A 24,964-nucleotide genomic window follows, 5' to 3' on the forward strand; every position below is an offset into this window, starting at 1 on the left:
GTCACTTGGTGACCGGGATCTTCTTGACGGAACTGTCGTTACGCACCTTGTCGGTGATCTGCTGCAGGCCCTTCGTCAGGCCCGCCGCGTCGATCGCGCCGGACAGGAACGAGTTCCAGACCACGAGCTGGTCGGTGTTCATGCCGTACAGGCCGAAGACCTGGTAGTCGAAGATGTTCGTACCGGCCGCGTCCAGCATCGCGGTCTGCGACTGCAGTGCGGTCGAACCGAAACCGTCGGCGGGAACGAGACCCTTGACGATGGTCGGCGCGAGCCGCGTCTTGGCGAAGTTGGTCGCCGCCTCCTTGGACAGCATCGCCCGCAGGAGCTCCTTGCCGCCGGCAACGTTCTTGCCCTTCGCCGGGATGATGAACGGCTCGCCGGCCGCGCTGCGCAGCGACTCGTACGGCAGCTTCGGGCTGGCGGTGAGCGTCGGCTCCGGGATGCCCTTCATGTCGAAGCCCGTCTTGGTGGCCTTCTTCATCTCGTTCTCGATCCACGAGCCCGAGGGGTAGAGGATGGCCTGCTGGTCGTTGCTCCACTTCGCCTGCGCGGCGGTGAACTGGGTGCCGGCGCCGCCGGGGACGAAGTACCCGCTCTTGACCATGGTCTCCATGGCCTTGAAGACGCCCTGGAGCTGCGGCAGTGACCAGCAGTTCTCCTTGAGGTTCTCCAGTGCCAGCCGGACCTCGTCGCCACCCTCCTTGATCGCCGAGTCGACGGCCAGGGTGTGGTAGTAGGTCGCGGCTTCCTTGCCCCAGACGAACAGGTACTTGCCCTTCGCCTTGGCCTTGGCGCCGAGGTCGAGCAGGTCGTCGTAGGTCTTCGGCGGCTCCCAGCCGTTCTCCTTGAACAGGCTCTCGGAGTACCACAGGCCGTAGAGGGTGAGCACGTAGTTCATCGCGACGAACTTGCCGTCGAAGGTGCCGGGGATCTTGGCGCCGGGGTACAGCGTGTCGGCGATCTTCGTGCCCTCGTAGTTGTTGGCCTCGAAGACGTCGTCCAGCGTCACCAGCTGGTCCAGGATCGTGTTGAAGCCGATCTGGTTCGCGCCCGAGTTGTCGATCAGGTCCGGCGGGTTGCCACCGACGAAGCGCGGCTGCAGCTGCTGGGCGATCTGGGTGGACGGGGCGACCTTGAACGTCGAGCCCGCGAACTTCTTCTGCGCGATGTCGGCCGCGAACGTCACATAGTCGAAGCCGTACCCACCGTTGAAGATCACCGCGTCAACGGTTGCCTTGTCCGCCAGGCCGAACGGGTTTTCCGCGGACTTGTCGGCGCCCCCACCGCTGGAACCGGTGTCGTCGCTGCCGCTGCTGGCGCAGGCCGCGAGAAGCGTGCTGCCGCCGGTGGCCAGCAAGGTGCCGACCGCCGCGCGCTGCAGGAACAGCCGCCGCGACAGGTTCTTGGGAGTACTCATTGGTCCCGCCTTCCGAGAGTGTTTCAAGCAGTACGGCGGATCCGGCCGACGTACTGTGCTTCAAGGGCATGGTTGTGGTCGTCGCCGCCCGGGATGTTCGCGGACAGGTAGACCGGTGGCTTGTCGCCGGCCTCGGTCAGCCGGCGCAGAACCTCCGCCACCAGCATCTGCGCTATCAGGGCCGCAGTGATGGACGACACGGCGCAGACCTTGCCACCATCGGGCAGATCGAGCACGGAGTCGCCGTACGGAGCGTGGTTGTCAAGCACCACGTCGGCGAAGTCGATCAACTTCTTGCCCGACGGGTGCCGCGAGTCCACCCCACTGGTGTGCTGCAGCGAGGTGATCGCGATCAGGGGGTGGCCCTTCTCCTTCACCACCGAGGCGAGCTCGACGATCGAGCCGTTCACGCCGGAGTTGGAGGCGATCACGAACAGGTCGTTCGGTTGTGCCGCGGACAGTTCGTAGAGCTTGCGGGAGTACTGCGGGTCGCGCTCGAGCTCGCCGCCACGCAGCAACTCGGGCGATTCGCCGCCGAGCAGGACCAGGTCGCGCAGGGCGATCCGGTTCGTCGCGATCAGGCCACCCGCGCGGCCGGCGATCTCCATCGCCAGCGCCTCGGAGTGGCCGGACCCGAAGGCCTGGATGACGCCGTTGGCGCGCAGGGAGGTGGTGAACAGGTCGGCGGCCTGCTGGATCGGACCGTCGATCTGCGCGGTCACGGCGGTCATGATCGGAGTGAGTGCGTGAACAAACGCCTGCGCGCTCAAACCGCCTTCATTCCCACCGGCAACCTGCCCGCTGCCGTCTGCCGTGCTGGCCATCAGAGGCCCCACCCCTCGACTAAATTGATCGCCGCGACACACCTGATGCCGACAAGTGCGCAAGTTTGCGGTTTGCTGGACAGAACTTTTCTCACCTGGCAGCTAAAGTCAAGGCTCATCTCACTCTTCCTCCCAGATCGGGACCGTTGCGTGACCTTGTCCGTTGTTGTTCAGGAGTAGACCTTTTCGAGCAGTTTGGAGCATTGCTTATGTCGGTCGAACGCCCACTCGCGCAACCAAAGGAATCAGTGGTCTTGATGCCAGCATCCACACTGGTCCTGGGCGGCGACCTCGGCGGCACCTCCACCCGGATCGTGATCGCGGACCCTGAGGGCAACGTAATCGGCCGCGGGGCCGCGGCCGGCGGAAATCCGACCAGCCACCCCGCGACCGCCGCGGCCAACTTCGGCCAGGCCGTTCACGCGGCCCTGGAAGGCGTCGATCCGGCCTCCGTCCGAGCCGCTGTGATCGGTACCGCCGGCGGCTCGGCGCTCGGCCGGCCGGACGTGAAGGCGCAGTTCGACGCCGCTTGGTCCGGGGCCGGACTGACGGTCGAACCGCGCTTCATCGGCGATCTCGAGGTCGCTTTCGCCTCTGGTACACCGGAGCCGGACGGCACCGTGCTGATCGCGGGCACCGGGAGCAACACCGGACTGGTCCGCGACCACGAACTGGTCCGGACCGCGGGCGGCCACGGCTGGCTGCTCGGCGACGACGGCTCGGGCTTCTGGCTCGGCCGGGAGGCAATGCGCAGTGTGCTGCGCGGGATCGATCTGGGCGAGCCGCTCGGCGTCCTCGGCGAAGCCGTCGTCCAGGCCGTCCTGCCGGACCGCGATCCGGCCGTCAGCGCGGAGCGTGAGGGCTACGATCTGCTCCGTGACGACCTGATCCGCACCGTGAACTCGCGTCCGCCGGTCCTCCTGGCCGAGCTCGCCCGTCCGGTGGTCGCGGCGTACGACCAGAACGACAAGACCGCCCATGCCCTGGTGAAACGCGCAGCCGAACTGCTCACAGAAACGGTCAGCCGACTGTGGACAACGTCGGACAACGGCCCGCTGGTGCTCGCCGGCAGTGTCGCGGGTGAATCATCACCGGTCGGCCGGTTGCTGCGGCAAAGTATTCACGAGCACTTCGACGGCGAGGTACTGACCGCCCGCGACGGTGTGGGTGGAGCGACCTGGCTCGCACTCGGCGTCCTCGACCCCGCCCTGGCCACCCGCTCCAACCACGCCCGTCTGGTCAGCTAGCCTCAGTTCTTACCCCAGTACTAGCTAAGTACTGGATCAGTCGAGCACCGCGATCGGGCGGAGCTCGACAGCGAAGAACTGCGCCTCGGGGATCCGGGCCGCGATCTCCTCGGCGCGCTCGGGGCTGTCGACGTCGACGATGAAAACGCCGGCCAGCTGCTCCTTCGCCTCGGAGTACGGGCCGTCGGTGGTGGCGCGGACGCCGTCGCGGACGCGGACGACCTTGGTCTCGCGCGGGGCGGCCAGCGGTTCGGCGACGACCAGCTCGCCGCGCTCACTCAGCTCGGTGAGCAGCTTGTCCAGCTGCGTGGACAAGACCTCGAGGGCGGACTTGGACAGCTTCTTGCCCTCCTCGGTGTGCAGGAAGCTCGGATGTCCCCAGGTCACCGGGTTGCTGTGGATCAACAGCATGTACTTCATGGGTGGTTCCTTTCGGTCGTCTGGATCCTCGCAGCACAGGTCGGAGGCCCGCTGCCCTTCTCGACATTTCCGGAATGTCGAGCGGTTCCGCACCGGTCCGACGTACCGGCTGAGACAGCGGACCCGAAACTAAGGTGAACCCCATGAACGAGACGGATCTCCAGCTGAGCGACGGCCGGACCCTGCACGTCTACGACACCGGCCGTGGCGGCCTGCCCGTCTGCTGGCACCACGGCACCCCCAATCTCGGTGCTCCGCCGGAGCCGCTGTTCGAGGTGGCGGAACGGCTCGGGCTGCGGTGGTTCTCGTTCGACCGGCCCGGGTACGGCGGTTCCACGCCGGCGCCCGGCCGGACGATGGCGTCGACCGCCGATGACCTCGCGCAGGCCGCCGACTCCCTCGGGTTCGACCGGTTCGCAGTCGTCGGGTACTCCGGCGGCGGGTCCTACGCATTGGGCAGTGCGGCAACCCTGGGCGATCGGGTGCGCGCCGTCGTCACGCTCGCCGCCATCGCGCCGTACGGCGTGGACGGGCTGGATTGGTTCGAGGGGATGGTGCCGTCGGGGGTGGCGTCCTTGCGGGCGGCGCTCGGTGGGCGCGCGGCGAAGGAGGCGCACGAGGCCACTGGGGTCGAGTACGACCCGGAGTTCACTCCTGCTGACCACGCGACGTTCGACGGCCCGTGGGGCTGGCTGGGCAAGGTTGCCGGGGGTGGGCTCGACGCCGGACCGTACGGGCTGATCGACGACGACGTCTCCTACGTCACCCCCTGGGGCTGCGAACCGGCCACGATCACGGCGCCGACCCTGCTCCTGCACGGCGACCGGGACGGGATCATCCCCAGCTCCCACGGCCGCTGGCTCGCCGCCAACTGCCCGACCGCCGAGCTACGAAGCTTCCCGGACGACAGCCACTTCACCATCGTCAAGCACGCCGAGGCCGGCCTCGACTGGCTGACCACCCACTCCTGACCCTGCATTCCAAGCAAGGGCTTGACATCTGGTTGACGCCTGGGTCATATTCCAAGCATGTCTTTGGAATCTTCGGACGATCCTCGCCGCCGGCGGTTGCTGGACGACCCGCTGGCGATCAGGGCGATGGCACACCCGGTGCGGCTCGATCTGCAGGCGCTGCTGGGTAAGGAGGGTCCACTGACTGCTGCGGATGCGGCGCGGCGGTTGGGGATCAGCCAGGCGCTGGCGTCGCATCACCTGCGGCAGCTGGCGAAGTACGACTTCGTGGAGCCGGCGCCAGGCAAGGACAACCGCGAGCGGCCGTGGCGGCTGGTCTCCACGTCGCAGTCGTGGCGTGACGCCGAGCTCTCGCCCGAGGCTTCCGCGGCGGCCGACGTGCTGGAGCAACTGCTGGCCGAGCGCGCCTTGGGGGACCTGGCCGACTGGCAGCAGCGGCGCAGTGCCGGGGACCGGATCTGGTGGGAGAACTCGGGGATCGGACATACCGGGATCTATTTGACCGGCGAGGAACTGGCCGAGATCGAGGCGGCGATCGTCGCGCTGCTCCAGCGGTACGTCGACGAGCGACCGATCGACGACAAGTCCACCCGGCCACCGGGAAGCCGGCTGGTCGACATCACCCGGATCGTCACCGTGCACCCCGAGGAGGAGCAATGAGGAATCTGTGGGAGGTGCTCGCCCAGCGACGGGACTACCGGCTCGTGCTCGGCGCCGGACTGGTGTCACTGACCGGCGACTGGATCCTGCGGATCGGGCTCGCGTTCCATGTCTACGCGTTGACCGGCTCGACCCTGGCTTCCGGCGGACTGTTGCTGGCATCGTTCCTGCCGCTGGTGCTGCTGGGCTCGCTGGCCGGCGTCTTCGTCGACCGGTGGGACCGGCGGCGGACGATGATCATCACGAATGTCCTGCATGCGTTGGTGTTACTGCCCTTGCTGCTGGTCCGGGACGGCAGCACACTCTGGGTGATCTATCTCGTCATCCTCGCGCAAAGTTGCCTTCAGCAATTTTTCCAGCCGGCCGAGCAGTCGCTCGTCCCCACCCTGGTCGAGCCCGGGCAGCTCGTCACCGCGAACTCACTGAACAGCCAGGCCGGCGACATCGCCCGACTGGTCGGCGCGGGGCTCGGCGGGGTGCTCGCGGCGGCGGGCGGCCTGCCCTTGCTCGCCTTGGTCGATGCGGCGACCTACCTGATCGCGATGGCTTTTCTGTTCCGCGTGCGGCAACGGCCCGAGCGGGTGCAGGTGGAGCGCGCCGGCGGCCTGCGGCCCGCAGTACAAGGGCTGAAGGACGAGTGGGTCGAGGGGATCCGGATCTGCGTGAGCGGGCCGGCGATGCGGCTGGTGTTCGTCTTCGGGCTGGTGACCGGCGTCGGGCAAGGGGTGATGAGCACCTTGTTCGCGCCGTTCGTCTCGGCCGAGCTGGGCGGCGACGGTACGGCGTACGGGCTGATCACCTCGTCGCAGGCGATCGGCGGGATCGCGGGCGGGCTGATCGCGGCCGCCATCGGATCGCGCTTCCCGGCGGCCAAGCTGTGGGGGTACGGAGCGGTCGCGTTCGGGCTGATCGACCTGGTGATGTTCCTGTATCCCTTGTTCTGGAAGGGTTTGGCGCCCGCCTTCGCCTGCATGATCGTCGTCGGCGTACCAGGTGCCTTCATGATCGCCGGGTTGATGACGGTGATCCAGCGGCTCACCGACGACGCCTCGCGCGGTCGCGTCTTCGGTGCGCTCTTCGCGGCGGAAGGCGCCGCGCTCCTGGTGGGCATCGCCGCCGCGGGCGTGCTCGGCGACGTGGTCGGCATCATCCCCCTGCTGGTCATCCAGGGGCTCGGCTTCTCGGTCGGCGGCCTGGTCGTGCTCAGCCGGCTGCGGATCCTGACGCCGGCTCCGGCTGAGCCCGTCGCTGTCTAGTCGATGCTTGCCTGCTCCGAGTCGCCTGCTGCGACGCGGTGGACCCGGACGCGAGCCACCCGGCGGCCGTCCATCTCCGTCACGGTGATCTTGTAGCCGTCGACGCCACCCTCGTCGCCGACCGCGGGGACCCGGCCGAGCTGGGCAGCGACGAAGCCGGCCACCGTCTCGTACGGGCCGTCGGGCAGTTCGACGCCGGTCTCGTCGGCGAAGTCGTCCAGGTTGAGCAGGCCGTCCACCTCGACGTCGCCGCTGCGCAACCGGGTCGTCTCGGGCGACACCTCGTCGTACTCGTCCTTGATGTCGCCGATCAGCTCCTCGACGAGATCCTCGAGCGTGACGATGCCCGCGGTACCGCCGTACTCGTCGAGGACGATCGCCAGGTGCGTGCTGCGCCGGCGCATCTCGGTCAGCGTCGGCAGCAGCTTGGCGGTGTCGGGAAGCATCAGCACTTCGCGGGCCAGGTCGCCGACGCGCACCGACCGGGTGGCGACCGCCGGGTCGAACAGGTCGCGGACGTGCACGAAACCGACGATGTCGTCGGCCGAGCCGTTCATCACCGGGTAGCGCGAGTGCGGCCGCTCCGCGGCGAACTTCACCGCCTTGTACGCCGGCATCTCCGCGTCGACGAAGTCCACCTCGGTCCGCGGCAGCATCAGCTCCCGGAGCTGGCGTCCACCCGCCTCGAAGACGTCGTCGACGATCCGCCGCTCCTCCTCGCCGAGCGACTCGTGCGCGGAGACGATCTCGCGCAGCTCCTCGTCCGACATCACCTCGCGGTTCGCGTTCGGGTCACCGCCGAGCGCGCGGACGACCAGGTCGGTCGACCTGGACAGCAGCCAGATCACCGGCCGGGCGCCGGACGCGATCCGGTCCACCAGCGGCGCCAGGCCGAGCGCGAACGTCTCGGCCCGCTGCAGCGCGAGCCGCTTGGCCGCGAGCTCGCCGATCACGATCGAGACGTAGGAGATCGCGATCGTGATCAGGATCAGGGCGACCGTGTTCGCCACGCCCTCCGGCAGACCGAGGTCCTGCAGGTGCGGCGAAAGGCTGTCGGCCAGCGTCGCGCCACCGAAGGCGGCCGACAGGAAGCCCATCAGGGTCACGCCGATCTGTACGGCGGACAGGAAGCGGTTCGGGTTCGCGGCGACCCGGGCGACCGTCTCGCCGCGCTTGCCGCGCTGGGAGATCGACTTGAGCTGGCTGTCCCGCAGGGAGACCAGCGCCATCTCGGCGGCGGCGAAGACGCCACCGATGAGCACGAAGATGAAGATCAGGACGATATTGAGCAGGGTTTCGTTCATGGCTTGCGGATTCCTAGCGCCCTCTCCGGATAGACAGGAGAGGACGCGACCTTAGGGCGACGTCCATCGATCAAGAGTACCGGTGGCGGGTCTCACGATGCATGTTCGAAATTGTTGGTTTACGATGGTTAACGACTGCATTTGTCACAAGAGGGTCGATTCTCGGCCTACTTCGGGAAAGGTCGGTTGATGAACACCACCCCGCGCGGCACTCGCCGGACAGACGCCACCCTGTCCGACGGCCGGCAACTGATCTACTACGACCCGGCCGACGCGCCGGTCCGGGTGCCGCTCGAGGACAGCCGCGGCCTGCCCGAGCCGAAGCCGCTGGCGGAGTTCCGGATCGACCCGCTGACCGGCGACACGATCACCTTCGCCACCCACCGCAACACCCGGACCTACATGCCGCCGGCCGACCAGTGCCCGCTCGACGCCAGCAAGCCGGGCAACGCGACCGAGATCCCCGACCACGACTACAACGTGGCCGTCTTCGAGAACCGGTTCCCGTCGTTCTCCGGACCCGGCCGGTGCGAGGTGGTCTGCTTCACCAGCGACCACAACCAGTCGTTCACCGAGCTGTCCCAGGGCCAGGCCCGGCTCGTCGTCGACGCCTGGGCCGACCGGACGGCGGAGCTCAGCGCCCGCCCCGACGTCGAGTACGTCTTCCCGTTCGAGAACCGCGGCCGCGAGATCGGCGTGACGCTGAATCACCCGCACGGCCAGATCTACGCCTACCCGTTCCTCCCGCCGCGGATCAAGACGCTGATGGCGCGTGCCCGCGAGCACCAAGAAGTTGCCGGGAGCAACCTCTTCGCCGACATCCTGGCCGCCGAGCGCAAGGACGGCCGCCGGGTCGTGGCGGAGAACGGGAACTGGACCGCGTTCGTGCCGCAGGCGGCCCGCTGGCCGGTCGAGGTCCACCTGTACCCGCATCGCCAGGTCGCCGACATCGCCGGGCTGACCGTCGAGGAGCGAGACGACTTCGCCCTGCTGTACCTCGACGTACTGGGCCGTTTCGACGGTCAGTACGACGACGACCTGCCCTACATCGCGGCCTGGCACCCGGCGCCGGTCCGGGCGGATCGCGAGCTGGGCTACCTGCACCTGGAGTTGTTGTCGATCCGGCGGGCCCAGGACAAGATCAAATACCTCGCGGGGTCGGAGTCCGGGATGGGCGCCTTCATCTCCGACACGCTGCCCGAGGACGTCGCCGAGACGCTGCGGAAGGTTGGCTCGTGAGCAGGTTCGTGGAGTACTTCGGAGTCGAACCCGACGGGTCCTGGCGCGCACCCGGCCGGGTCAACCTGATCGGCGAGCACACCGACTACAACGACGGCCTGGTGCTGCCGATCGCGTTGCCGAACCAGATCACCATCACCGCCTCGGCCCGGACCGACGGCCTGATCTCGGTGGCGTCGGCGGGACAGGACGGGGTCATCTCGTTCTCGCTGGACTCCCTGGCTCCTGGCTCCGTGAAGGACTGGGCTGCCTACCCGGCGGGCGCCGCGTGGGTGCTCCTGCAGGACAAGTACGAGATCGGTGGCGCCAACCTGCTCGTCGAGTCGGATCTGCCATCCGGTGCCGGCCTGTCCTCGTCAGCTGCCCTGCTGTGCGCGACAGCCGTTGCCCTGCTGGGACTGCACGACATCGAGGTCGACCCGGCCGAGGTCGCGCGGCTCGCTCAGCGCGCCGAGAACCAGTACGTCGGTGCGCCGGTCGGCCTGATGGACCAGATGGCGTCGATGTGCTGCACGGCCGGCCACGCCCTGTACTTCGACATCCGCGCGATGACGACGGACCAGATCCCCTTCGAGCCCGCGGCCGACGGTCTCGCCCTGCTGGTCGTCGACGTGAAGGCACCGCATCGCCTCGTCGACGGCGAGTACGCGGCCCGCCGCAACTCCTGCGAACAGGCCGCCGCCCAACTCGGCGTACCGGCCCTGCGCTCGATCGCCTTCGAAGAGCTGGACGATGCCCTGGCGAGGTTGAGCGACGACGTCGACCGCCGCCGCGTACGCCACGTTGTCACCGAGATCCGCCGCGTCGAGGACGCCGTAGCCCTCCTGCGCGCAGGCAACCTCCGAGCCGTCGGCCCCCTCTTCACCGCCTCCCACGCCTCGCTCCGCGACGACTTCGAAATCACCGTCCCCGAACTGGACGTAGCCGTAGACACCGCCCTCGCCGCCGGCGCCCTAGGCGCCCGGATGACCGGCGGCGGCTTCGGCGGCTGCATCATCGCCCTGGTCGAAGCCTCAGCCACCGACACGATCCTGACCGCCATCGACAAGTCCTTCGCCGACCACGGCTTCACCACCCCGAGCGCCCTGGACGCAACCCCTTCAGCAGGCGCCTCCCGCATCTCCTGACGCCGGCGAGGGATGACGAGGAGCGCCGGGCCGGATGTGCTGCTGCCCGGCTTCGGCTTTGAGCGCGTCGACCAGCGGCTTGGGGAGGCGCAGCAAGGTGGTGACCATCGGCGGATCAACCCATTCGCCGCCGCTCATCTCCGAGCCGGTGTCATGGCCGGCGTAGTGCTCAGCCAACGTGACCTCGCACCCGAATTGAGCTCACCGAAGTTGAGGCACCTGCGAGGTCGCCGGAGGCGGCGAGCCTTGAACCGGCGGGGTGGGTCAGGTGGTGATGATCAGGTCGCAGCCGGTTTCGCGCATGGATTTTTTGGCGGACGGGGGGAGGCCGGAGTCGGTGATGACCACGTCCAGGTCGGACCAGGTGGCGAAGGTGCTCAGGCCTACGGTGCCCCATTTGGTGTGGTCGGCGACGAGGACCACCTCGCGGCTGGCGGCGATGAAGGAGCGGTTGGTCTCGGCTTCCATCAGGTTCGGAGTGCTGAGGCCGTGTTCTGCGTCTACGCCGTGAGCGCCGAGGAAGAGCATGTCCAGGTGCAGTGACTGCAGGGCGGCGGTGGCGATCGGGCCGACCAGCGCGTCGGACGGCGTCCGGATTCCACCGATCAGTACTACGGTGCGGTCGGAGCGGCCGTTGCCGTGGAAGACGTCGGCGATCCGGGCCGAGTTGGTGACGACGGTGAGGTTCTCGACGCGGAGCAGCTGCCGCGCGAGCGCGTAGGTCGTCGTACCGGCGCCGATGCCGATCGCGCTGTCCGGTTGCACCCGGCGGGCGGCCTCGACGGCGATCGCGTGCTTGGCGGCCGACTCCTGGGTGAGTTTGGCGTCGAAGCCCGGCTCGTGCGCGCTGCGCAGCCCGACCGAGGTCGCGCCGCCGTGCACCTTGTGCAGCAGGCCGCTGGAGTCGAGGGCGTCCAGGTCGCGCCGGATGGTCATGTCGGAGACACCGAAGCGGTCGACCAACTCGGCGACCGTGATCGCGCCGCGGCTGTTGACCTCGGCAACGATCGTGGCCTGCCGCTGGGCGGCGAGCTGACCGCCCCGGCCGCGGGACGGTTCGGTGGGTCCGGCTGCGTTCACATCTGACAGCCTAAGGTCTGGACTGCTCGATCGCAGTCGGAATCTGTTGATTTGTGTGCCGCTCCTTGTGACAGCCGGTGAAATGGCGTTGCCGCCACGGTCTTGGCTTGTCAGGCTGGGCTATGCGATTCCCCGAGGACGTCCCCACCCTGACCGACGATGGCGTCACGCTGCGTGCACACACGGTGGCGGACGTCCAGCCGGCGTACGAGATCTGCCAGGACCCGGAGATGCAGCGCTGGACGACGATCCCGGTGCCGTACGTGCTGCAGGATGCCGCGCACTTCCTGACCGAGCTCATCCCGGCGGGTTGGCGCGAGGGCAACACCTGGGCCTGGGCGATCGAGTACGACGGGCGCTACGCGGGCACGATCGATCTGCGCCCCGAGGACGGCAACGTCGGCGAGGTGGGCTTCGCGATGGCGCCATGGGCGCGGGGCAACGGCGTGATGACCCGCGCACTGGGTCTCGTGGTCAGGTACGGGTTCGAGCGGGGCTGGGACCGGGTGACCTGGCGCGCGTACGTCGGCAACTGGGGCTCCCGGCGGGTCGCGTGGAAGTGCGGCTTCCGGAATCTGGTGACGATTCCAGCCGGTGGCGTGCAGCGTGGGGTCCGCAGGGACGAGTGGGTCGCGTCGATCGCCCGGGACGACGTACCGGAGCCGCAGGGGAACTGGTGGCGGGTGCCGGCGATCGAGGCCGATGGCGTGCGGCTGCGGACGCTTCGCAGTACCGACGCCAAGCGCCTGATGGAAGCCTGCAACGACGCGCGGACCCAGGAGTGGCTGGCCGGCCTCGCGAAGCCTTACCAGCTGGAGGATGCCGAGGGGTTCATCGAGAGCCGGCAGGAGAATCTCGCGAGCGGCGAAGGCGTCACCTGGGGGATCGCCGACCCGGACACCGACGAGTTGCTCGGCAACGTGAGCGTGTTCGACCTGAAGAACCGGATCGACAAGACGATGGGCGAGGTCGGCTACTGGGCGCACCCCGACGCGCGCGGCCGGGGCGTGATGAGCGCCGCGGTCCGGTGCGCGATCGGGCACGCTTTCACCCCGGTCGAGGACGGCGGCCTCGGCCGGCGCCGGCTGGTGCTGTTCGCTGCCGAGGGCAACACCGCCTCCCAGCGCGTTGCCGAGGTCAACGGGTTCACCCGGACCGGGCGTGAGCGCGCCGCCAGCCCGGGCCGGGACGGCACCTTCCGCGATCTGCACGCCTTCGACCTGCTGAGCACCGACCGGCTGCCGGGTTCGGGCCGGTGAACGGCCGTGAAAAGTCGTTCGCGGAGGTAACGAATCCGCTCTTCTGGGACCAGTTAGTGACTGACGACACATCTTCCCCTCGCCGTGGAACGTTCTGACTGATTGAATCGACGAGTGAGAGATCGTGAGGAACTCGTCCGCCGCTGGCAGGCCGGGTGGTCTGTATCGCGGGGCTGGACCACAGTCGAGGATGACAACGACGGGATCCTGACCGTCCGCGCGGGTGAGGACAACCGCGCGATGGAGTACGTCGTCCTGGACGCGGACGACAAACCCGAGCGCGTCGAGCGCGCGGCCGAGCTGGCCAGAGCCGCGGGCAGCGGCCGGGGCGCCGGCTGGGTCACCCTCGCCACCGACGACCGGGAGGCGCGGATCGAGCAGCTCGAGGATCTGGGGCTGGAGGTGCAGCGCGACCAGGACTGGCTGATGACCATCCAGCTGTCCGAGCAGCCCGCCCTCAAGCTGAACGAGCGCTACGCCCTGCGCACGGAGCTCGAGGACGACCTGATCATCACCCGCGCCACGCTGCACGGCGGGGTCGTCTCGAGCGGCCGGATGGCGGTGGTCGGTCAGGACGCCGTCGCCGACCGGATCGAGACCGATCCGGCCCACCGGCGCCGCGGTCTGGGCAGCGCCGTGATGGCCTCACTCGTGGAGACGGCCGCGACCCAGGGCGCCAAACGCGGCATCCTGATCGCCTCGATCGACGGTCTGCGCCTCTACCGGAGCCTCGGCTGGAAGGTCATCGCCGACATCGTCATCGCCCGGTCCTGACGGTCGCCGTCAGCACCGCCTCGGTGCTGACGGGAGTGATCCCGAAGGTGTTCTGGGCGTCGGTGGAGTCGAGCACGAACGTCGCCCGGAACTGATACTGCAGCTCGCGGATCTCCTTCGCCTGTTTGTTGAACAATCCACCCATCCAGAGCACGGCCGGCGGCATCGCCGACAGCCGGGGAGCCTGTACTCCGGCCAGCGCTGCCGCCTGCGTCGCCAGCTCGCGGATGGAGACCGGCGGCGGGGTCGGCACGTGCCAGATTCGGCCCAGCGCGGTGTCGTCGGAGGCGATCGCGACGAGCGTCCGGGCGACGTCGTCCACAGCGGTCCAGCTGTGCAACGCGTCGAGATCAGCCGGTACCGCGGTCTTCTTGCCGGCCAGCACGCCGGGCAGCACCCCGATCGTGAAGAACGACGCCGCTCCCGCCCCGAGATAGTCGGAGCCACGGACTTCCGCAGTACGGATCTGGCCGGCCTGATGCGCGGCGAGCGCGGCGGCCCAGAGCTTCGCCCGGACGTGGCCCTTCACCGAGTTGGGCCGATCGGGATCGCCGTCCCTCATCGCGCCGGCCGGTTGCCCATAGCCGTAGAGGTTGCCGGTGGTGAGCAGTACGGCGCCGGTCGCCTCGGCCGCCTTGACCAGCGAGGCGCCCAACGGCGGCCAGTCGGTGACCCACTTGTCGTACGCCGGTCCACCACAACTGAACACCGTTTCGGCACCGTCGGCGAGCTTTGTCAGTACTGCGGGGTCGCTGGCGTCGGCCTGCACTTTCTCCACACCGTCAGGCCCGCTGCCGCTCCTGGTGACGAGTCGAACCTGCTCCCCGCGCTCGACGAGCAACCGCGCCACCGCAGTACCGACCGGACCCGAACCGACGACGACGCGCACTGTTTCCCCTGTCTTGGTAGAGGTCTAGAACACTACGGGCTGTCGGTAAAAGGTTCGTCAATGCGGGCGTGAGGTATGCCGCAAGGGGTCGTGGTCCGCACTGAGATCCGCTAACGTCCGTGCCGCAACGACCTGGGGATCACGGGGATCGACGCAGGACGACGAGAGGCTCGCTGGCTCCATGACCGACGCACCAAACGATCCCTTCTACTCACAGAACAACGAGCCGCCCCGCTCGCACAGCCGCAAACCGCGGCGTGGTGGGGTGGCCGGACCGATCCTGGGCGCGGCGGCAGTGCTGGCCTTGCTGGCCGGCGTCGGCTGGTACGTGACTCGTGACGACTCCCAGCCGACCAGCCAGAACGAGCCGCTGACGGTCAAGGGCAGCTCGCTGGTCACTCCGACCGACGACGCGAGTAGCCCGGCCGACACGCCGGTACCGACCCCGACGCCCACCCGGACTCCTTCGGCCACGCCGTCCAAGACGCCGTCGAAGACCCCCACGGCGACCCCGACCCGGTCGACCAGTGCGCCGAGCCGTCAGGGCACCCGCTCCCCCAAGCCGTCGACGAAGCCGACGCCGCGACCGACCCACACCGCGACCCCGAAGCCGCCGACCACCAAGCCGCCGGCGCCGAGTGGTGGCGCCGAGTCGCAGGTACTGCAACTGACGAACGCTGAACGCGCCAAGAACGGCTGTGGTCCGCTGCGGACGAACAGCGCGCTGACCAAGGCCGCCGACCTGCACGCGACCGATATGGTCGCGCACCACTTCTTCGACCACAACAGCCAGGACGGCCGGTCGCCGTTCGACCGGATGAAGACGGCCGGCTTCAAGGGTGGCGCGATGGCCGAGAACATTGCCGTCGGCTACAAGAGCGCGGCGGCCGTGGTGGACGGCTGGATGCACAGCGAGGGCCACCGCAAGAACATCCTGAACTGCGACTACACGATGATCGGCATCGGCTATGACAGCGGCCAGGTCAAGCCCGAATGGGGCAATGGAAGTTGGGTCCAGGACTTCGGCGGCTGACCCGGAATGCTCCGAATCTAAGGGATTCGTTAAGACGTTTGCTTGAACCGTAACAGTGACCATGCGTGTCGGTTAAGGTCACTGTTCGGTAACCAGGGGGGCTGGCTACGAACATGGCAACGAACACGCGCGGGGAACGACGGATTTCCGGTAGTACGACGAACTGAAGAGGACTCGCCCACCCATGACGGAAACGCCTACCCCTGGGCGGCACCGCAGCAGAAAGGCACCCCGACGCCGAGGCCTGATCGGCCCGGTCGTGAGTGCCCTGTCGGTGCTACTCGCCATCGGACCCGTGGTCTGGGTGATGTCGGCCCGTGACGGTTCCGCTGTCGCCGACGACACCAAGGTTCTGAACGTCTCCGAGGACAACTCCGGTCCGGCCGCGGTCGAGGGCGGCAGCGCCGGTCTCGGCAAGCCCAAGATCTCCGTGACCAAGACGCTGCCGAACGGCCAGACCACCACGATCACCCCGACCGGTACGCCGGCCCTGGGCTCGGCCGAGTCGACCTCCAGCACGAGTACGTCGGCCACGCCCGGCGCACCGACGACCGTGATCACCACCGGTCCGACCGGCGGCATCGAGACGGTCACCATCACGCCGACCGGTCCGGTGCAGACCGCCAACGACCACGGCCAGCCGACACCGAAGCCGCGTCCCTCGACGACGCGGCCGACCAAGCCGAACGAGCCGTCGAAGACGCCGACCAAGACGGTCACCAGCGAACCGCCGCCGGATGACCCGCCGGCGCCACCGCCGGGTGGAGGCGGCACCAGCGCGACAGAGCGTGACGTCCTCGACCTGACCAACCAGGCGCGGCGCAGCCAGGGCTGCAGCCCGCTGAAGCTGGACAGCAGCCTGGTCGAGGCCGCCGGTTCGCACGCCTCCGACATGGTCCGCCGGCACTACATGGACCACACCAACCCCGACGGCGAGGATCCGGGCGACCGGATGGCCCGCGCGGGGTACAGCGGCTCCGGCTGGGGCGAGAACATCGCCGCCGGCTACAGCAGTGCGCAGAAGGTCTTCAACGCCTGGATGAACAGCGACGGCCACCGGGCGAACATCCTCAACTGCAAGTTCACCAAGATCGGCATCGGGTACGACCCGGGCCAGGTCAAGTCCGAATGGGGACCGGGCAGCTGGGTGCAGGACTTCGGTCGCGGCTGACCGTCGGCAGGTAGTACAGCGGTCGGCATTGTCCGCCGGGCACCGAGTTCGTCACAGGCACTGTGGCGAAGCGACAACGGAGGCCCGATTGGTCGCCGATCGCCGCGGGTAGATCCGTCCTTGCGATGCCACCGGGCGCACCTCACAGCGCCACGGTGAGACGAATGAGGCACGTCTTGGGGGCGCGACCGTGAAGGGAACACGCACGTAATGTCAGAGCGTTCAGCCGCCGGACGGCGGAGTACACAATCAGGCCGGCCGGAGTCTCGCGCCCGCCGGATCGCGGTGGCGATCGGGACCGTCATCCTGGTGATCACGCCGATCTCCTGGATCCTGCTGCACCAGCCACAGTCGAACGAGGCCGACGCCTCCGTTCCCTACGTCACCCGCGACGACGACACCTACATCAAGACCTCGACCAAGCCGGTGGTGGCAACGCCGTCCGCGACGACACCGGGCAGCACACCGTCCGGTACTCCGACCAGCGCGACGCCGACACCCACCGACACACCCAGTACCCCGGGCCAGACACCGTCGACGACCCCCACGGACGGCCCGAGCACCACGCCGACCAGCGGGCCGACGGATGGCCCGACGGCCGGACCGACCGACGGCCCGAGCACGCAGACACCACAAGTTCCCCCGAACAGCCAGCAGCCGACGAACACCCCCAGCAGCACGCCATCCAGCACGCCGAGCACCAGCACCCCGCCACCACCCACGGACGACGGCGACATGTCCGGCGAGGAGGTCGAGCTGTTCTCGCTGGTCGACAACCAAAGGGTCGAGAACGGCTGCGCACCGCTGCGCCGCAACAGCAGCCTGAGTGGCGGCGCGGGGGCCGAGGCGGACGATCGGGCCGAGAGCAACAGCTACTCCAGCGGCTCGTCGAAGGCCTCGACCGGCGGCAAGGACATGACCGCGAAGACCGCGTTCAGCCGGCTGATGGACAACAGTTCCGGGACGCTCCTCGACTGCGGTTTGCGTGAGCTCGGCGTCGGCCGGGGGGACGCGAAATTCTGCAACGCCTTGATCTGTCTCGGCAGCGTCGGCCAGGCGACCCGCTACGCGTGGGTCGTTGACTTCAAGTAACGAGCAGTTCACCGGAACGGCGGCTCGGCGGTTCGCGGGCCGCCGTTCTTGGCTTCGGGGTGGGACGATGGGGAAAGGTGCTTGAGTCGACCCGCGGGGCGGGGTTAGCTTGAGCCTCCACCGATCCTTCGGGAGGCCGGGATGTACGGCGAGCGCGACGATCTCGAACCGGCCCGGCCTGCGCCGTACGGCATCCCACCCGATGCGATCGCGGACGAGCGCCCGGACCGCCGGCCGGAGGACGCCAAACGGATGGGGCTGAGCCGGCACACCGAGGAAGGCGCGGTCGTGCACTTCGTCGCCAACCTCGATCGCGCCAAACCCGGGCACAAGATGATGGCCTGGATCCTGCTCGTCACCTTCGCCGGACCGGCGCTCTACACCTTGCTCCTGCTGCTCTAGTACCCCGAGTTGGTCCAGCACTTCCGGCGGCATTGTCACGCTGCGTGGTGCGAGGCCTTGACGGATACGGAGGGTGACTTTATCGTTCAACCCGCCGGGGGGAATCGGCAGTCAGCAGTTCACCGGGCCGGGGGGAATCGGCCCACAGCCGGAGGGAAATCCGTGTTCGTACGTCGCTTCAGCCTGCCCATCGCCGCCGTCGCCAGCGCGCTCACCGCAGTCGTCGGGTTCGCCGTACCGCTGCCCGCGATGGCGGCCAGCACGATCGTGCTTTCCGGGATCCAGTACGACCCGGCCGGGACCGACACCCGGACCAACGCGCACCTGAACCAGGAGTTCTTCACCATCCGCAACCTGAGCACGCGGCCGATCAACCTGACCGGGTACATGGTGAAGGACGTCGCCAACCACACCTATGTCTTCCCGCGCGGCTACGTGCTCAAGGGCCGGACGACCGCGATCATCCGGACCGGCAGGAACCGCAACACGGCGGTCACCCTGTACTGGAACCAGGGCAACTACATCTGGAACAACACCGGCGACACCGCCCGCTTCATGACGCCGGCCGGCAAGACCTTCGACACCTGCTCGTACAAGGCCGTCACCGGCCGCACGCGCGTCGCCTGCTAGCGGCTCGACCCGCTACCGCTCGTCGGGCACTGTGAGGTGCCCGCGGGCGGCTGCGATCGCCACCCAAGGGACGGCGGACAGGGTCCCGATCCCCAACAGGAGCAGGGCCGGTCGCAGGCCCAGCGTTGCGCCGAGCAGGCCTCCGACGAGTCCGCCGAGCGGCCCGGTCCCCCACTCGACCAGGCGGATCACCGAGCCGACTCGGCCGAGCATTTCGGGTTCGACCGTTCGTTGCAGCATGGTCGCCCGGACGATGATCAGGTAGACCACCCCGAGCCCGAGCAGCAGTTGTCCCAGGCCGATGGTCGCGATCACGAGGAGATCCGGACCGCCTGCCAGCGGGATGAGCAGGTTGCCACCGAGCAGGATCGCGGCGATGACCGAGGTCCAGGTCGTACCGAACCGCCGGCTGACCGGGGTCGTGATCACGCCCGCCAGCAGCGGGCCGAGTCGCGACGGCGATCACAGGGATCGCGAACTCGCTGACCTGCGTACCGGCGTTGGAGAGCAGTTGGGCGGACCAGAAGAAGGCGAACGGCCGGTTGCGTCGTAGCGGCACCAGGCCGACTGTCTCAGACTCGGACCGTGTCACGCGCTCACTATCGCCTTGCGGCCCAAGCACCGTCCATCAGTTTATCGAGTGGGCGTCCCAAAAAGCAGTCAGGTCGGTGCGGGTAGCCGCCTGCGCAGCGGCCTTGAAGTCTGCGACCGTCGAGACGCCGTACCAGTGGGACTTCGTGTAGGCGCGGAGCATCGTGGCCATCGCGGGACTGCCCAGGACGCGTTCGAGGTCGTGCAGCATGCACGCGCCGTAGGTGTAGACGTAGCGACTCCAGCCGGCGCCGTACCTCTTCCAGTAGCCCATGTTGTTCGTGATCGACACGTCGAGCGTCCCCGGCCAGCAGCCTTCGGCGGTATCGCCCGTGTGCAGGTCCGTGGAGTAGACGGCGAAAGCCTCGTCCAGCCAGGGATCGGCGTACTCGTTGTTGCCGACGATCCCGTACCACCACTGGTGCGCCAGTTCGTGCACGACCGGGCCCTCCTCGGCCCGCGGCGCGATCAGCAGCACGAAGCCCGGATACTCCATCCCGCTGAAGGAGCCCCACTGGTCGTTGAGCACCAGATCGACCTCGCCGTACGGGTACTTCCCGAACCGCTTGCCGAAGTCATCGATCGCGGCAACACCCTTCGTCCGCGCGTCGGTGACAGCGCCTGCGGTGACCGCGCCGGTCCACCAAGTGCGCACCTTGATCCCGCCCGGCGAGGTGACGACGGATTGCCTGAACGGCCCGGCCGCCCAGGCGAAATCCCTGACCTGCTTGGCGATACTGACCGACGACACCTGCTTGCCCCGGCGCACGGTCGAAGTCAGCCCGGTCGCGGGCACCTGCACCGCGGCGGGATGATCAAGCCGTACGACGAAGTCGGCCGCGAGCGCGTAGTAGCTCTCCCCGATCCCGACGTCGGGCTCGAGATGCCAACCGGCCGCGTCCCGAACCGCCAGCACCGGAAGGGCATTGCCGAAGAAGCTGTAGCCCCCGGACCGCCCGAAACGGTCCGGCCGCTCGGGCGCGGTCATCGTCAGGTCGAACGCGATCGAGGTGCGCTTCCCAGCGGCCAGCGCAGCCGGCAGTTTCACCTTCAGCGCCGTGCAATTCACCGACAGCCCGGCCGGTACGCCGCCGCTGAAGTTGCTCACCTTGACCGGCTGCGCGCAGCCGTCCCAGCCGTTGCCCCACAGCCGCAGATACACCTCCGCCATCGGCATGCCAGAGGTGTTCGTGAAGGCGATCCGCTCGCGCCCGGTCCACGTCCGCCCGGTCGCGTCGCTGGTCAGCTGCACGTCGTACGCCGCTCCGCCTGGCCCGCGCGCAACGTTGCCCACAGCAACCGATGGCGCGACACCCACTGCGCCGAGCCCCAGCACGAACAGGAGAACGAAGATCCGGCGCACGGCGACTCCCCAACGTCGAGGTGGAGTCTCGAACGCTAGCGCGTCGCGGGGGCGGGATCTGCCCCGTCTGGAAGCCAGTCGTGTACCAAGATCTCATCGCCGACCGCGACCGCGCCCGGGGTCAGGACGGCGGCCTTCATCCCGAAGCTGACCCCGCCGCCGTAGCCGGGCTCACGCCGGTACTTCGCCAAAGTGCGCGTCGGCTCGGGCCCGCGCTTCTCCCCCGTGGCCTGGTCTACCGTCGGTACGGCGCAACGAATCGCGCGGGCGGCGTACCCGAAGGAGAGTGCGCCCGCCGACGCGCGCAGTACTCGATCCTCGGTGTGTGCATCGGGCCAGCCCGAGACGACGATGTTGGCGCGGAAGCGGTTCATCGGGATCGGCTCCCCGCCGGCCTCCACGATGCGCCCGTTGAGGCCGTCGAGCGAGGACAGCGACGTGATCAGCAGCGCATGCGCGTCGCCGAAGCCGGTCAGCCCCTTGTGCACACCCCAGCCCGGCCGCTCGTGCTCCGGAGTGACCCGGACCAGCGCGACCGGCTGGCCGAGCCGCTCGGAGAACCACTCCTCGGCGGCGGCAGCCTGCACCACCCCGGCCCCGAACCACTTGCCGAACAGGCTGACGTCTCGCCGCTTCCCGTCGTACGCGACCGGTACCTCGAGGTCGTCGGCCCCGTCGGCGGTCAGCCGCAGCGAGTCACCATCAGCCAGTACTTCGACGCGCAGCGCCGCCATCGCCGGCGTGGTGCGCTGACTCAGGAACGTGCCGTCGCCCGGGTTGACCAGCATGAAGCTCCGGTCGTGCCGCAAACCGGTCGCGAGCACGTCGGCGCGCTCGACGGAAACCCCGGTGAGACCCTTCACCGGGTAGTACGTCAGCGTGGTGACCCTGGCAGCAGACACTCGCCCAAGCTACCCGCGGACAGTCCGACCGGCCGCTCCCTTTGGCCGAAGCTGACCGTTAATTGTCCAGTTCAATCCACCTCGGCCGTCGCGCAGGTTTCCGCGACATCACTTCGACCAGGCTTGGGATCACCTTACTCAGCGGCCGAAAGTGCCCGCCGGCGCCGCCGGGGAGGCGAATCCCTCGGCATCCGTCAGCGGCGCCGCCTTGCCCGCCAGCTCGGCCAGCGGCACCACCTCGTACGGCGGTTGCGCGCGCCGCCCGACCGGGGTCAGGTCGGGGACCGGCTGAGGTGAGCCGACCAGGACGACGTTGCCGAAGCCCTTGCCGCGCAGGACTTTGCGCTCAGCCAGTGCGACGCCGTCGCCGAGGCCTGCCCGGACAGTCGCCGCCACCCGTCGGACGAATCCCAGCCCGGCAGATCCGTCGATCAGATTGAGCACCAGGACCCCACCCGGACGCAGGATTCGGGCGCACTGGGCGATGAACTCGACGGTGACCAGGTTGGCCGGTACCGCCTCCTGCAGGAAGGCGTCGACGATCACGACATCGGTCGAGTCGTCGTACACCTCGGTGATCCCGGCCCGGCCGGTGACGCCGCGGACCTTGATCCCGGCGCGCTTAGGCAGCGGCAGCGTCTCGCGGACGAACTCGGTGAGGTCCTCGTCGGGCTCCAGCACGATCTGCCGGGAGCGCGGCCGGGTGACCGCGACGTACCGGGCGAGGGTCAGCCCGGCGCCGCCGATGTGCACGACGGAGATCGGCTGCTTGCGCGCGGCGGCCAGGTCGAGCACGTCGCCGATCCGCCGGACGTACTCGAACGCGAGGTTGGCCGGATCGGCCAGGTCGACCTGGGACTGCAACGACCCGTCGACGCGGAGCAGGAAAGTACCGTCCGGCTCCGCCTCGACCGTCGCAGTCCCAGTGCCTACCTTTCGTTCCATCCAGTCATCTTGCCAGCCTGATCAGCGCGACTCGGCCTCCGCCGCGACCGCGATGTCGGTGTTGTCGGAGAAGAGACCGTCGATCCCGACCTTGCGGTACGCCGCGATCTCGCCGAACAGGTTGCCGGAGTCCGACGCCACCGTGGAGCTGTCGAAGTCGGCCGGCAGGAAGTTGTTCTCGACCCGGAACGTGTACGGGTGCACGACGAGCCCGGCGCGGTGGGCGTCGCGGACGAGATTGGTCGGCGTACCGAGCTTGCCGGTGGCGTCGAGCGGGATGATCTGGTCCTTCGACGGGCCGACGCCATCGGCATACGAGGCGACCTCTTGCAGACCCTTGGCGGACACGATGTCGGCGTAGGTGCGCTTGTCACCGCTCGCGACGAAGTCGTACGGCGCACCGACCGAGCTGGTCAGCTGGACCAGCGGCACCCGGAGCTGCTTGTCGAGCGCCTTCAGGTTCGCCACCTCGAACGACTGGACGAACACCTTCGCGTCCGACCGGTTGAGGTTGTTGCGGGTGAGCGTCTTGACCAGCTCCGGCTCGAGCGCGAGGCCCTGCTGCTGGAAGTAGGTGGGGTGCTTGGTCTCGGGGTAGATCCCGATCGGCCGGCCGAGCTCGCGGGACAGCCGCTTGGTCAGATCGATGACCTCCTGGAAGGTCGGGATCTGGTAGTGCCCGTCGAAGACGGTGTTGTGCTGCCGGATCGCCGGGATCCGCTCCTTCGCGCGGAGCGTCTTCAGCTCCTTCAGCGTGAAGTCCTCGGTGAACCAGCCGGTCAGCGGGGCACCGTCGAGCACCTTGGTCTTCTTCCGCGCCGCGAACTCCGGGTGCGCGGCGACATCGGTCGTACCGCCGATCTCCGGCTCGTGCCGGGTCACCAGCACGTGATCCTTGGTGGTCACCAGGTCGGGCTCGATGTAGTCGGCGCCCATCCGGGCGGCCAGCTCGTACGACGCCAGCGTGTGCTCGGGCCGGTACCCGGAGGCACCGCGATGGCCGACGATGACGAAGTCGTCGTGGTGCTTGGCCTCCGCCAGCCGGGCCGCCGGAGCGAGCGAGGCCGAATCCTGAGCGGTGGTCTGCGGGGACGAGGTGGACAACTGCGGGACGAACACCGAGGCGCCGACGGCAACAGCCGAGGCGGCAACTGCGACGAACCGGCGAGGCAGCACCGAAATCATCGAACTTTCTCCTTACAAGTCAGGGACTGTGCACACCATCCGGTCAGCAGAAGGCGGGATGGCATCCGGGTGATGAACGGGTGGTGTGGATCACCTGACCCACCGTCGCCTGTCCGGCGGGGACTTGCTAGCGTCCGAAGGGAGTCCGTCGTTGAATCCTTTGAGGAGCGTGTCGTGAGCAAAACCCCCGTGAAGGTCGCCATCACCGGCGGCGCCGGTCAGATCGGATACAGCCTGCTGTTCCGGATCGCGAGTGGCGCGCTGCTCGGGCCGGACACGCCGGTCGAGCTGCGGCTGCTGGAGGTCACCCCGGCGCTGAAGGCGCTCGAGGGGGTCGTGATGGAGCTCGACGACAGCGCGTTCCCGACGCTGGCCGGCGTGGAGATCGGCGACGACGCCAACAAGATCTTCGACGGCGCGAACCTGGCCCTGCTGGTCGGCGCCCGTCCCCGGACCAAGGGGATGGAGCGCGGCGACCTGCTGGAAGCCAACGGCGCGATCTTCACCGTCCAGGGCAAGGCGCTGAACGAGCACGCCGCCGACGACATCCGGATCACCGTGACCGGCAACCCGGCCAACACCAACGCGCTGATCGCCCGCAGCAACGCGCCGGACATCCCGGCCGAGCGGTTCTCCGCGCTGACCCGGCTGGACCACAACCGCGCGCTGGCCCAGCTCGCCAAGAAGTCCGGCACGCACGTGACCGACCTCAAGAAGCTGACCATCTGGGGCAACCACAGCGCCACCCAGTACCCGGACATCTTCCACGCGGAGGTGGCCGGCAAGAACGCGGTCGAGGTCGTGAACGACCAGGAGTGGCTGGAGAACGACTTCATCCCGACCGTGCAGAAGCGCGGCGCGGCGATCATCGAGGCCCGCGGCGCCTCCTCGGCCGCCTCGGCCGCGATGGCGACCGTCGACCACGTGCGCGACTGGGTCAAGGGCTCGGCCGACGGCGACTGGCTGTCGATGGCGGTCGTCTCCGACGGCTCGTACGGCGTACCGGAGGGTCTGATCTCCTCGTTCCCGGTGACCACCAAGGACGGGAACTACGAGATCGTCCAGGGCCTGGAGATCAACGACTTCTCCCGCGCCCGGATCGACGCCAGCACCAAAGAGCTCGGCGAGGAGCGCGACGCAGTCAAGGCGCTCGGCCTGCTCGGCTGACCTACCCACCGCG

General features: G+C 68.5%; 26 protein-coding genes. 14 read left to right on the forward strand and 12 right to left on the reverse strand.

Annotated features, from left to right (window positions below; all coding sequences use genetic code 11):
- Position 1: 1 nt before the first annotated feature.
- Entirely contained in the window at positions 2–1,420 is a 1,419-nt protein-coding gene (gene ngcE, locus G3I17_RS07825) for an N-acetylglucosamine/diacetylchitobiose ABC transporter substrate-binding protein (RefSeq protein ID WP_164595262.1), read from the reverse strand.
- 23 nt (positions 1,421–1,443) lie between these two features.
- Positions 1,444–2,190 (reverse strand): SIS domain-containing protein, encoded by a 747-nt coding sequence (locus tag G3I17_RS07830; RefSeq protein WP_275402408.1) that lies wholly within the window; start codon positions 2,188–2,190, stop codon positions 1,444–1,446.
- 311 nt (positions 2,191–2,501) lie between these two features.
- Here G3I17_RS07830 and G3I17_RS07835 point away from each other — a divergent pair, with 311 nt between their 5' ends.
- Positions 2,502–3,491 (forward strand): BadF/BadG/BcrA/BcrD ATPase family protein, encoded by a 990-nt coding sequence (locus tag G3I17_RS07835; protein WP_203589890.1) that lies wholly within the window; start codon positions 2,502–2,504, stop codon positions 3,489–3,491.
- Between the two features lie 36 nt (positions 3,492–3,527).
- On the opposite strand, the gene G3I17_RS07840 is transcribed toward G3I17_RS07835, so the two are convergent.
- Entirely contained in the window at positions 3,528–3,911 is a 384-nt protein-coding gene (locus G3I17_RS07840) for a YciI family protein (RefSeq protein WP_164595265.1), read from the reverse strand.
- A gap of 143 nt (positions 3,912–4,054) precedes the next feature.
- On the opposite strand from G3I17_RS07840, the gene G3I17_RS07845 reads away from it, so the two are divergent.
- The 3 genes from G3I17_RS07845 to G3I17_RS07855 are packed head-to-tail and all read left to right on the forward strand — an operon-like array spanning position 4,055 to position 6,798.
- A complete protein-coding gene (locus G3I17_RS07845; protein ID WP_164595266.1) occupies positions 4,055–4,882 on the forward strand; it encodes an alpha/beta hydrolase in 828 nt (275 codons plus the stop codon).
- A 57-nt stretch (positions 4,883–4,939) separates the two neighbouring features.
- Positions 4,940–5,542, forward strand: coding sequence for a helix-turn-helix domain-containing protein (locus tag G3I17_RS07850; protein WP_164595267.1), 603 nt, complete (start codon positions 4,940–4,942; stop codon positions 5,540–5,542).
- Entirely contained in the window at positions 5,539–6,798 is a 1,260-nt protein-coding gene (locus G3I17_RS07855) for an MFS transporter (RefSeq protein WP_164595268.1), read from the forward strand. The genes G3I17_RS07850 and G3I17_RS07855 overlap by 4 nt, the downstream gene beginning before the upstream one ends.
- Here the strand turns inward: G3I17_RS07855 and G3I17_RS07860 are convergent.
- Positions 6,795–8,102 (reverse strand): hemolysin family protein, encoded by a 1,308-nt coding sequence (locus G3I17_RS07860; RefSeq protein ID WP_164595269.1) that lies wholly within the window; start codon positions 8,100–8,102, stop codon positions 6,795–6,797. The two genes, G3I17_RS07855 and G3I17_RS07860, sit on opposite strands and share 4 nt — an antisense overlap.
- Before the next feature lie 189 nt (positions 8,103–8,291).
- On the opposite strand from G3I17_RS07860, the gene galT reads away from it, so the two are divergent.
- Entirely contained in the window at positions 8,292–9,341 is a 1,050-nt protein-coding gene (gene galT / locus G3I17_RS40530) for a galactose-1-phosphate uridylyltransferase (RefSeq protein ID WP_164595270.1), read from the forward strand.
- Positions 9,338–10,468 carry a galactokinase gene (gene galK, locus G3I17_RS40535; RefSeq protein WP_164595271.1) on the forward strand — a complete coding sequence of 377 codons (1,131 nt, stop codon included), beginning with the start codon at positions 9,338–9,340 and terminating at the stop codon, positions 10,466–10,468. Before galT ends, galK begins: the two co-directional genes overlap by 4 nt.
- Here galK and G3I17_RS07875 read toward each other — a convergent pair.
- Positions 10,442–10,645: a hypothetical protein gene (locus tag G3I17_RS07875; protein WP_164595272.1), complete on the reverse strand. Its 204-nt coding sequence runs from the start codon at positions 10,643–10,645 to the stop codon at positions 10,442–10,444. The genes galK and G3I17_RS07875 overlap by 27 nt on opposite strands.
- An 87-nt stretch (positions 10,646–10,732) precedes the next feature.
- Entirely contained in the window at positions 10,733–11,548 is an 816-nt protein-coding gene (locus G3I17_RS07880) for a DeoR/GlpR family DNA-binding transcription regulator (RefSeq protein WP_164595273.1), read from the reverse strand.
- Between the two features lie 122 nt (positions 11,549–11,670).
- Here G3I17_RS07880 and G3I17_RS07885 point away from each other — a divergent pair, with 122 nt between their 5' ends.
- Both G3I17_RS07885 and G3I17_RS42020 read left to right on the forward strand, forming a co-directional pair.
- On the forward strand, positions 11,671–12,807 hold the full coding sequence (locus G3I17_RS07885) for a GNAT family N-acetyltransferase (protein WP_164595274.1): 1,137 nt from the start codon (positions 11,671–11,673) through the stop codon (positions 12,805–12,807).
- A 114-nt stretch (positions 12,808–12,921) separates the two neighbouring features.
- Positions 12,922–13,581 (forward strand): GNAT family N-acetyltransferase, encoded by a 660-nt coding sequence (locus G3I17_RS42020; protein WP_164595275.1) that lies wholly within the window; start codon positions 12,922–12,924, stop codon positions 13,579–13,581.
- Here G3I17_RS42020 and G3I17_RS07895 read toward each other — a convergent pair.
- A complete protein-coding gene (locus G3I17_RS07895; protein WP_164595276.1) occupies positions 13,565–14,470 on the reverse strand; it encodes an NAD-dependent epimerase/dehydratase family protein in 906 nt (301 codons plus the stop codon). The two genes, G3I17_RS42020 and G3I17_RS07895, sit on opposite strands and share 17 nt — an antisense overlap.
- 181 nt (positions 14,471–14,651) lie before the next feature.
- Between G3I17_RS07895 and G3I17_RS07900 the strand changes: the two genes are divergently transcribed.
- From G3I17_RS07900 to G3I17_RS07920, 5 genes are all read left to right on the forward strand, one after another.
- Complete coding sequence (locus G3I17_RS07900) at positions 14,652–15,503, forward strand: CAP domain-containing protein (protein WP_164595277.1); 852 nt, start codon at positions 14,652–14,654, stop codon at positions 15,501–15,503.
- 184 nt (positions 15,504–15,687) lie between these two features.
- On the forward strand, positions 15,688–16,674 hold the full coding sequence (locus G3I17_RS07905) for a CAP domain-containing protein (RefSeq protein WP_164595278.1): 987 nt from the start codon (positions 15,688–15,690) through the stop codon (positions 16,672–16,674).
- Positions 16,675–16,884: 210 nt separating this feature from the next.
- Positions 16,885–17,766, forward strand: coding sequence for a hypothetical protein (locus G3I17_RS07910; protein ID WP_203589891.1), 882 nt, complete (start codon positions 16,885–16,887; stop codon positions 17,764–17,766).
- 141 nt (positions 17,767–17,907) lie between these two features.
- Positions 17,908–18,168, forward strand: a complete 261-nt coding sequence (locus G3I17_RS07915; protein ID WP_164595279.1) for a hypothetical protein — start codon at positions 17,908–17,910, stop codon at positions 18,166–18,168.
- A gap of 162 nt (positions 18,169–18,330) precedes the next feature.
- The gene (locus tag G3I17_RS07920) at positions 18,331–18,798 is read left to right on the forward strand and encodes a lamin tail domain-containing protein (RefSeq protein WP_164595280.1); all 468 of its coding nucleotides are present in this window, start codon (positions 18,331–18,333) and stop codon (positions 18,796–18,798) included.
- Between the two features lie 12 nt (positions 18,799–18,810).
- On the opposite strand, the gene G3I17_RS07925 is transcribed toward G3I17_RS07920, so the two are convergent.
- The 5 genes from G3I17_RS07925 to G3I17_RS07945 all read right to left on the reverse strand — a co-directional run bounded on the left by G3I17_RS07925 (position 18,811) and on the right by G3I17_RS07945 (position 23,784).
- Entirely contained in the window at positions 18,811–19,227 is a 417-nt protein-coding gene (locus G3I17_RS07925) for a hypothetical protein (RefSeq protein WP_164595281.1), read from the reverse strand.
- 199 nt (positions 19,228–19,426) lie between these two features.
- A complete protein-coding gene (locus tag G3I17_RS07930; RefSeq protein WP_164595282.1) occupies positions 19,427–20,752 on the reverse strand; it encodes a M1 family metallopeptidase in 1,326 nt (441 codons plus the stop codon).
- Positions 20,753–20,787: 35 nt separating this feature from the next.
- On the reverse strand, positions 20,788–21,654 hold the full coding sequence (locus G3I17_RS07935; protein ID WP_164595283.1) for an MOSC N-terminal beta barrel domain-containing protein: 867 nt from the start codon (positions 21,652–21,654) through the stop codon (positions 20,788–20,790).
- Positions 21,655–21,792: 138 nt separating this feature from the next.
- Positions 21,793–22,599, reverse strand: a complete 807-nt coding sequence (locus tag G3I17_RS07940; RefSeq protein WP_164595284.1) for a fused MFS/spermidine synthase — start codon at positions 22,597–22,599, stop codon at positions 21,793–21,795.
- Between the two features lie 21 nt (positions 22,600–22,620).
- Complete coding sequence (locus G3I17_RS07945; RefSeq protein ID WP_164595285.1) at positions 22,621–23,784, reverse strand: glycerophosphodiester phosphodiesterase; 1,164 nt, start codon at positions 23,782–23,784, stop codon at positions 22,621–22,623.
- Between the two features lie 174 nt (positions 23,785–23,958).
- Here G3I17_RS07945 and G3I17_RS07950 point away from each other — a divergent pair, with 174 nt between their 5' ends.
- Positions 23,959–24,951: a malate dehydrogenase gene (locus G3I17_RS07950; RefSeq protein ID WP_164595286.1), complete on the forward strand. Its 993-nt coding sequence runs from the start codon at positions 23,959–23,961 to the stop codon at positions 24,949–24,951.
- The last annotated feature ends 13 nt before the right edge of the window (positions 24,952–24,964 follow it).

Source organism: Streptomyces sp. SID13031, from assembly GCF_010548305.1.
Taxonomy (GTDB): domain Bacteria; phylum Actinomycetota; class Actinomycetes; order Propionibacteriales; family Kribbellaceae; genus Kribbella.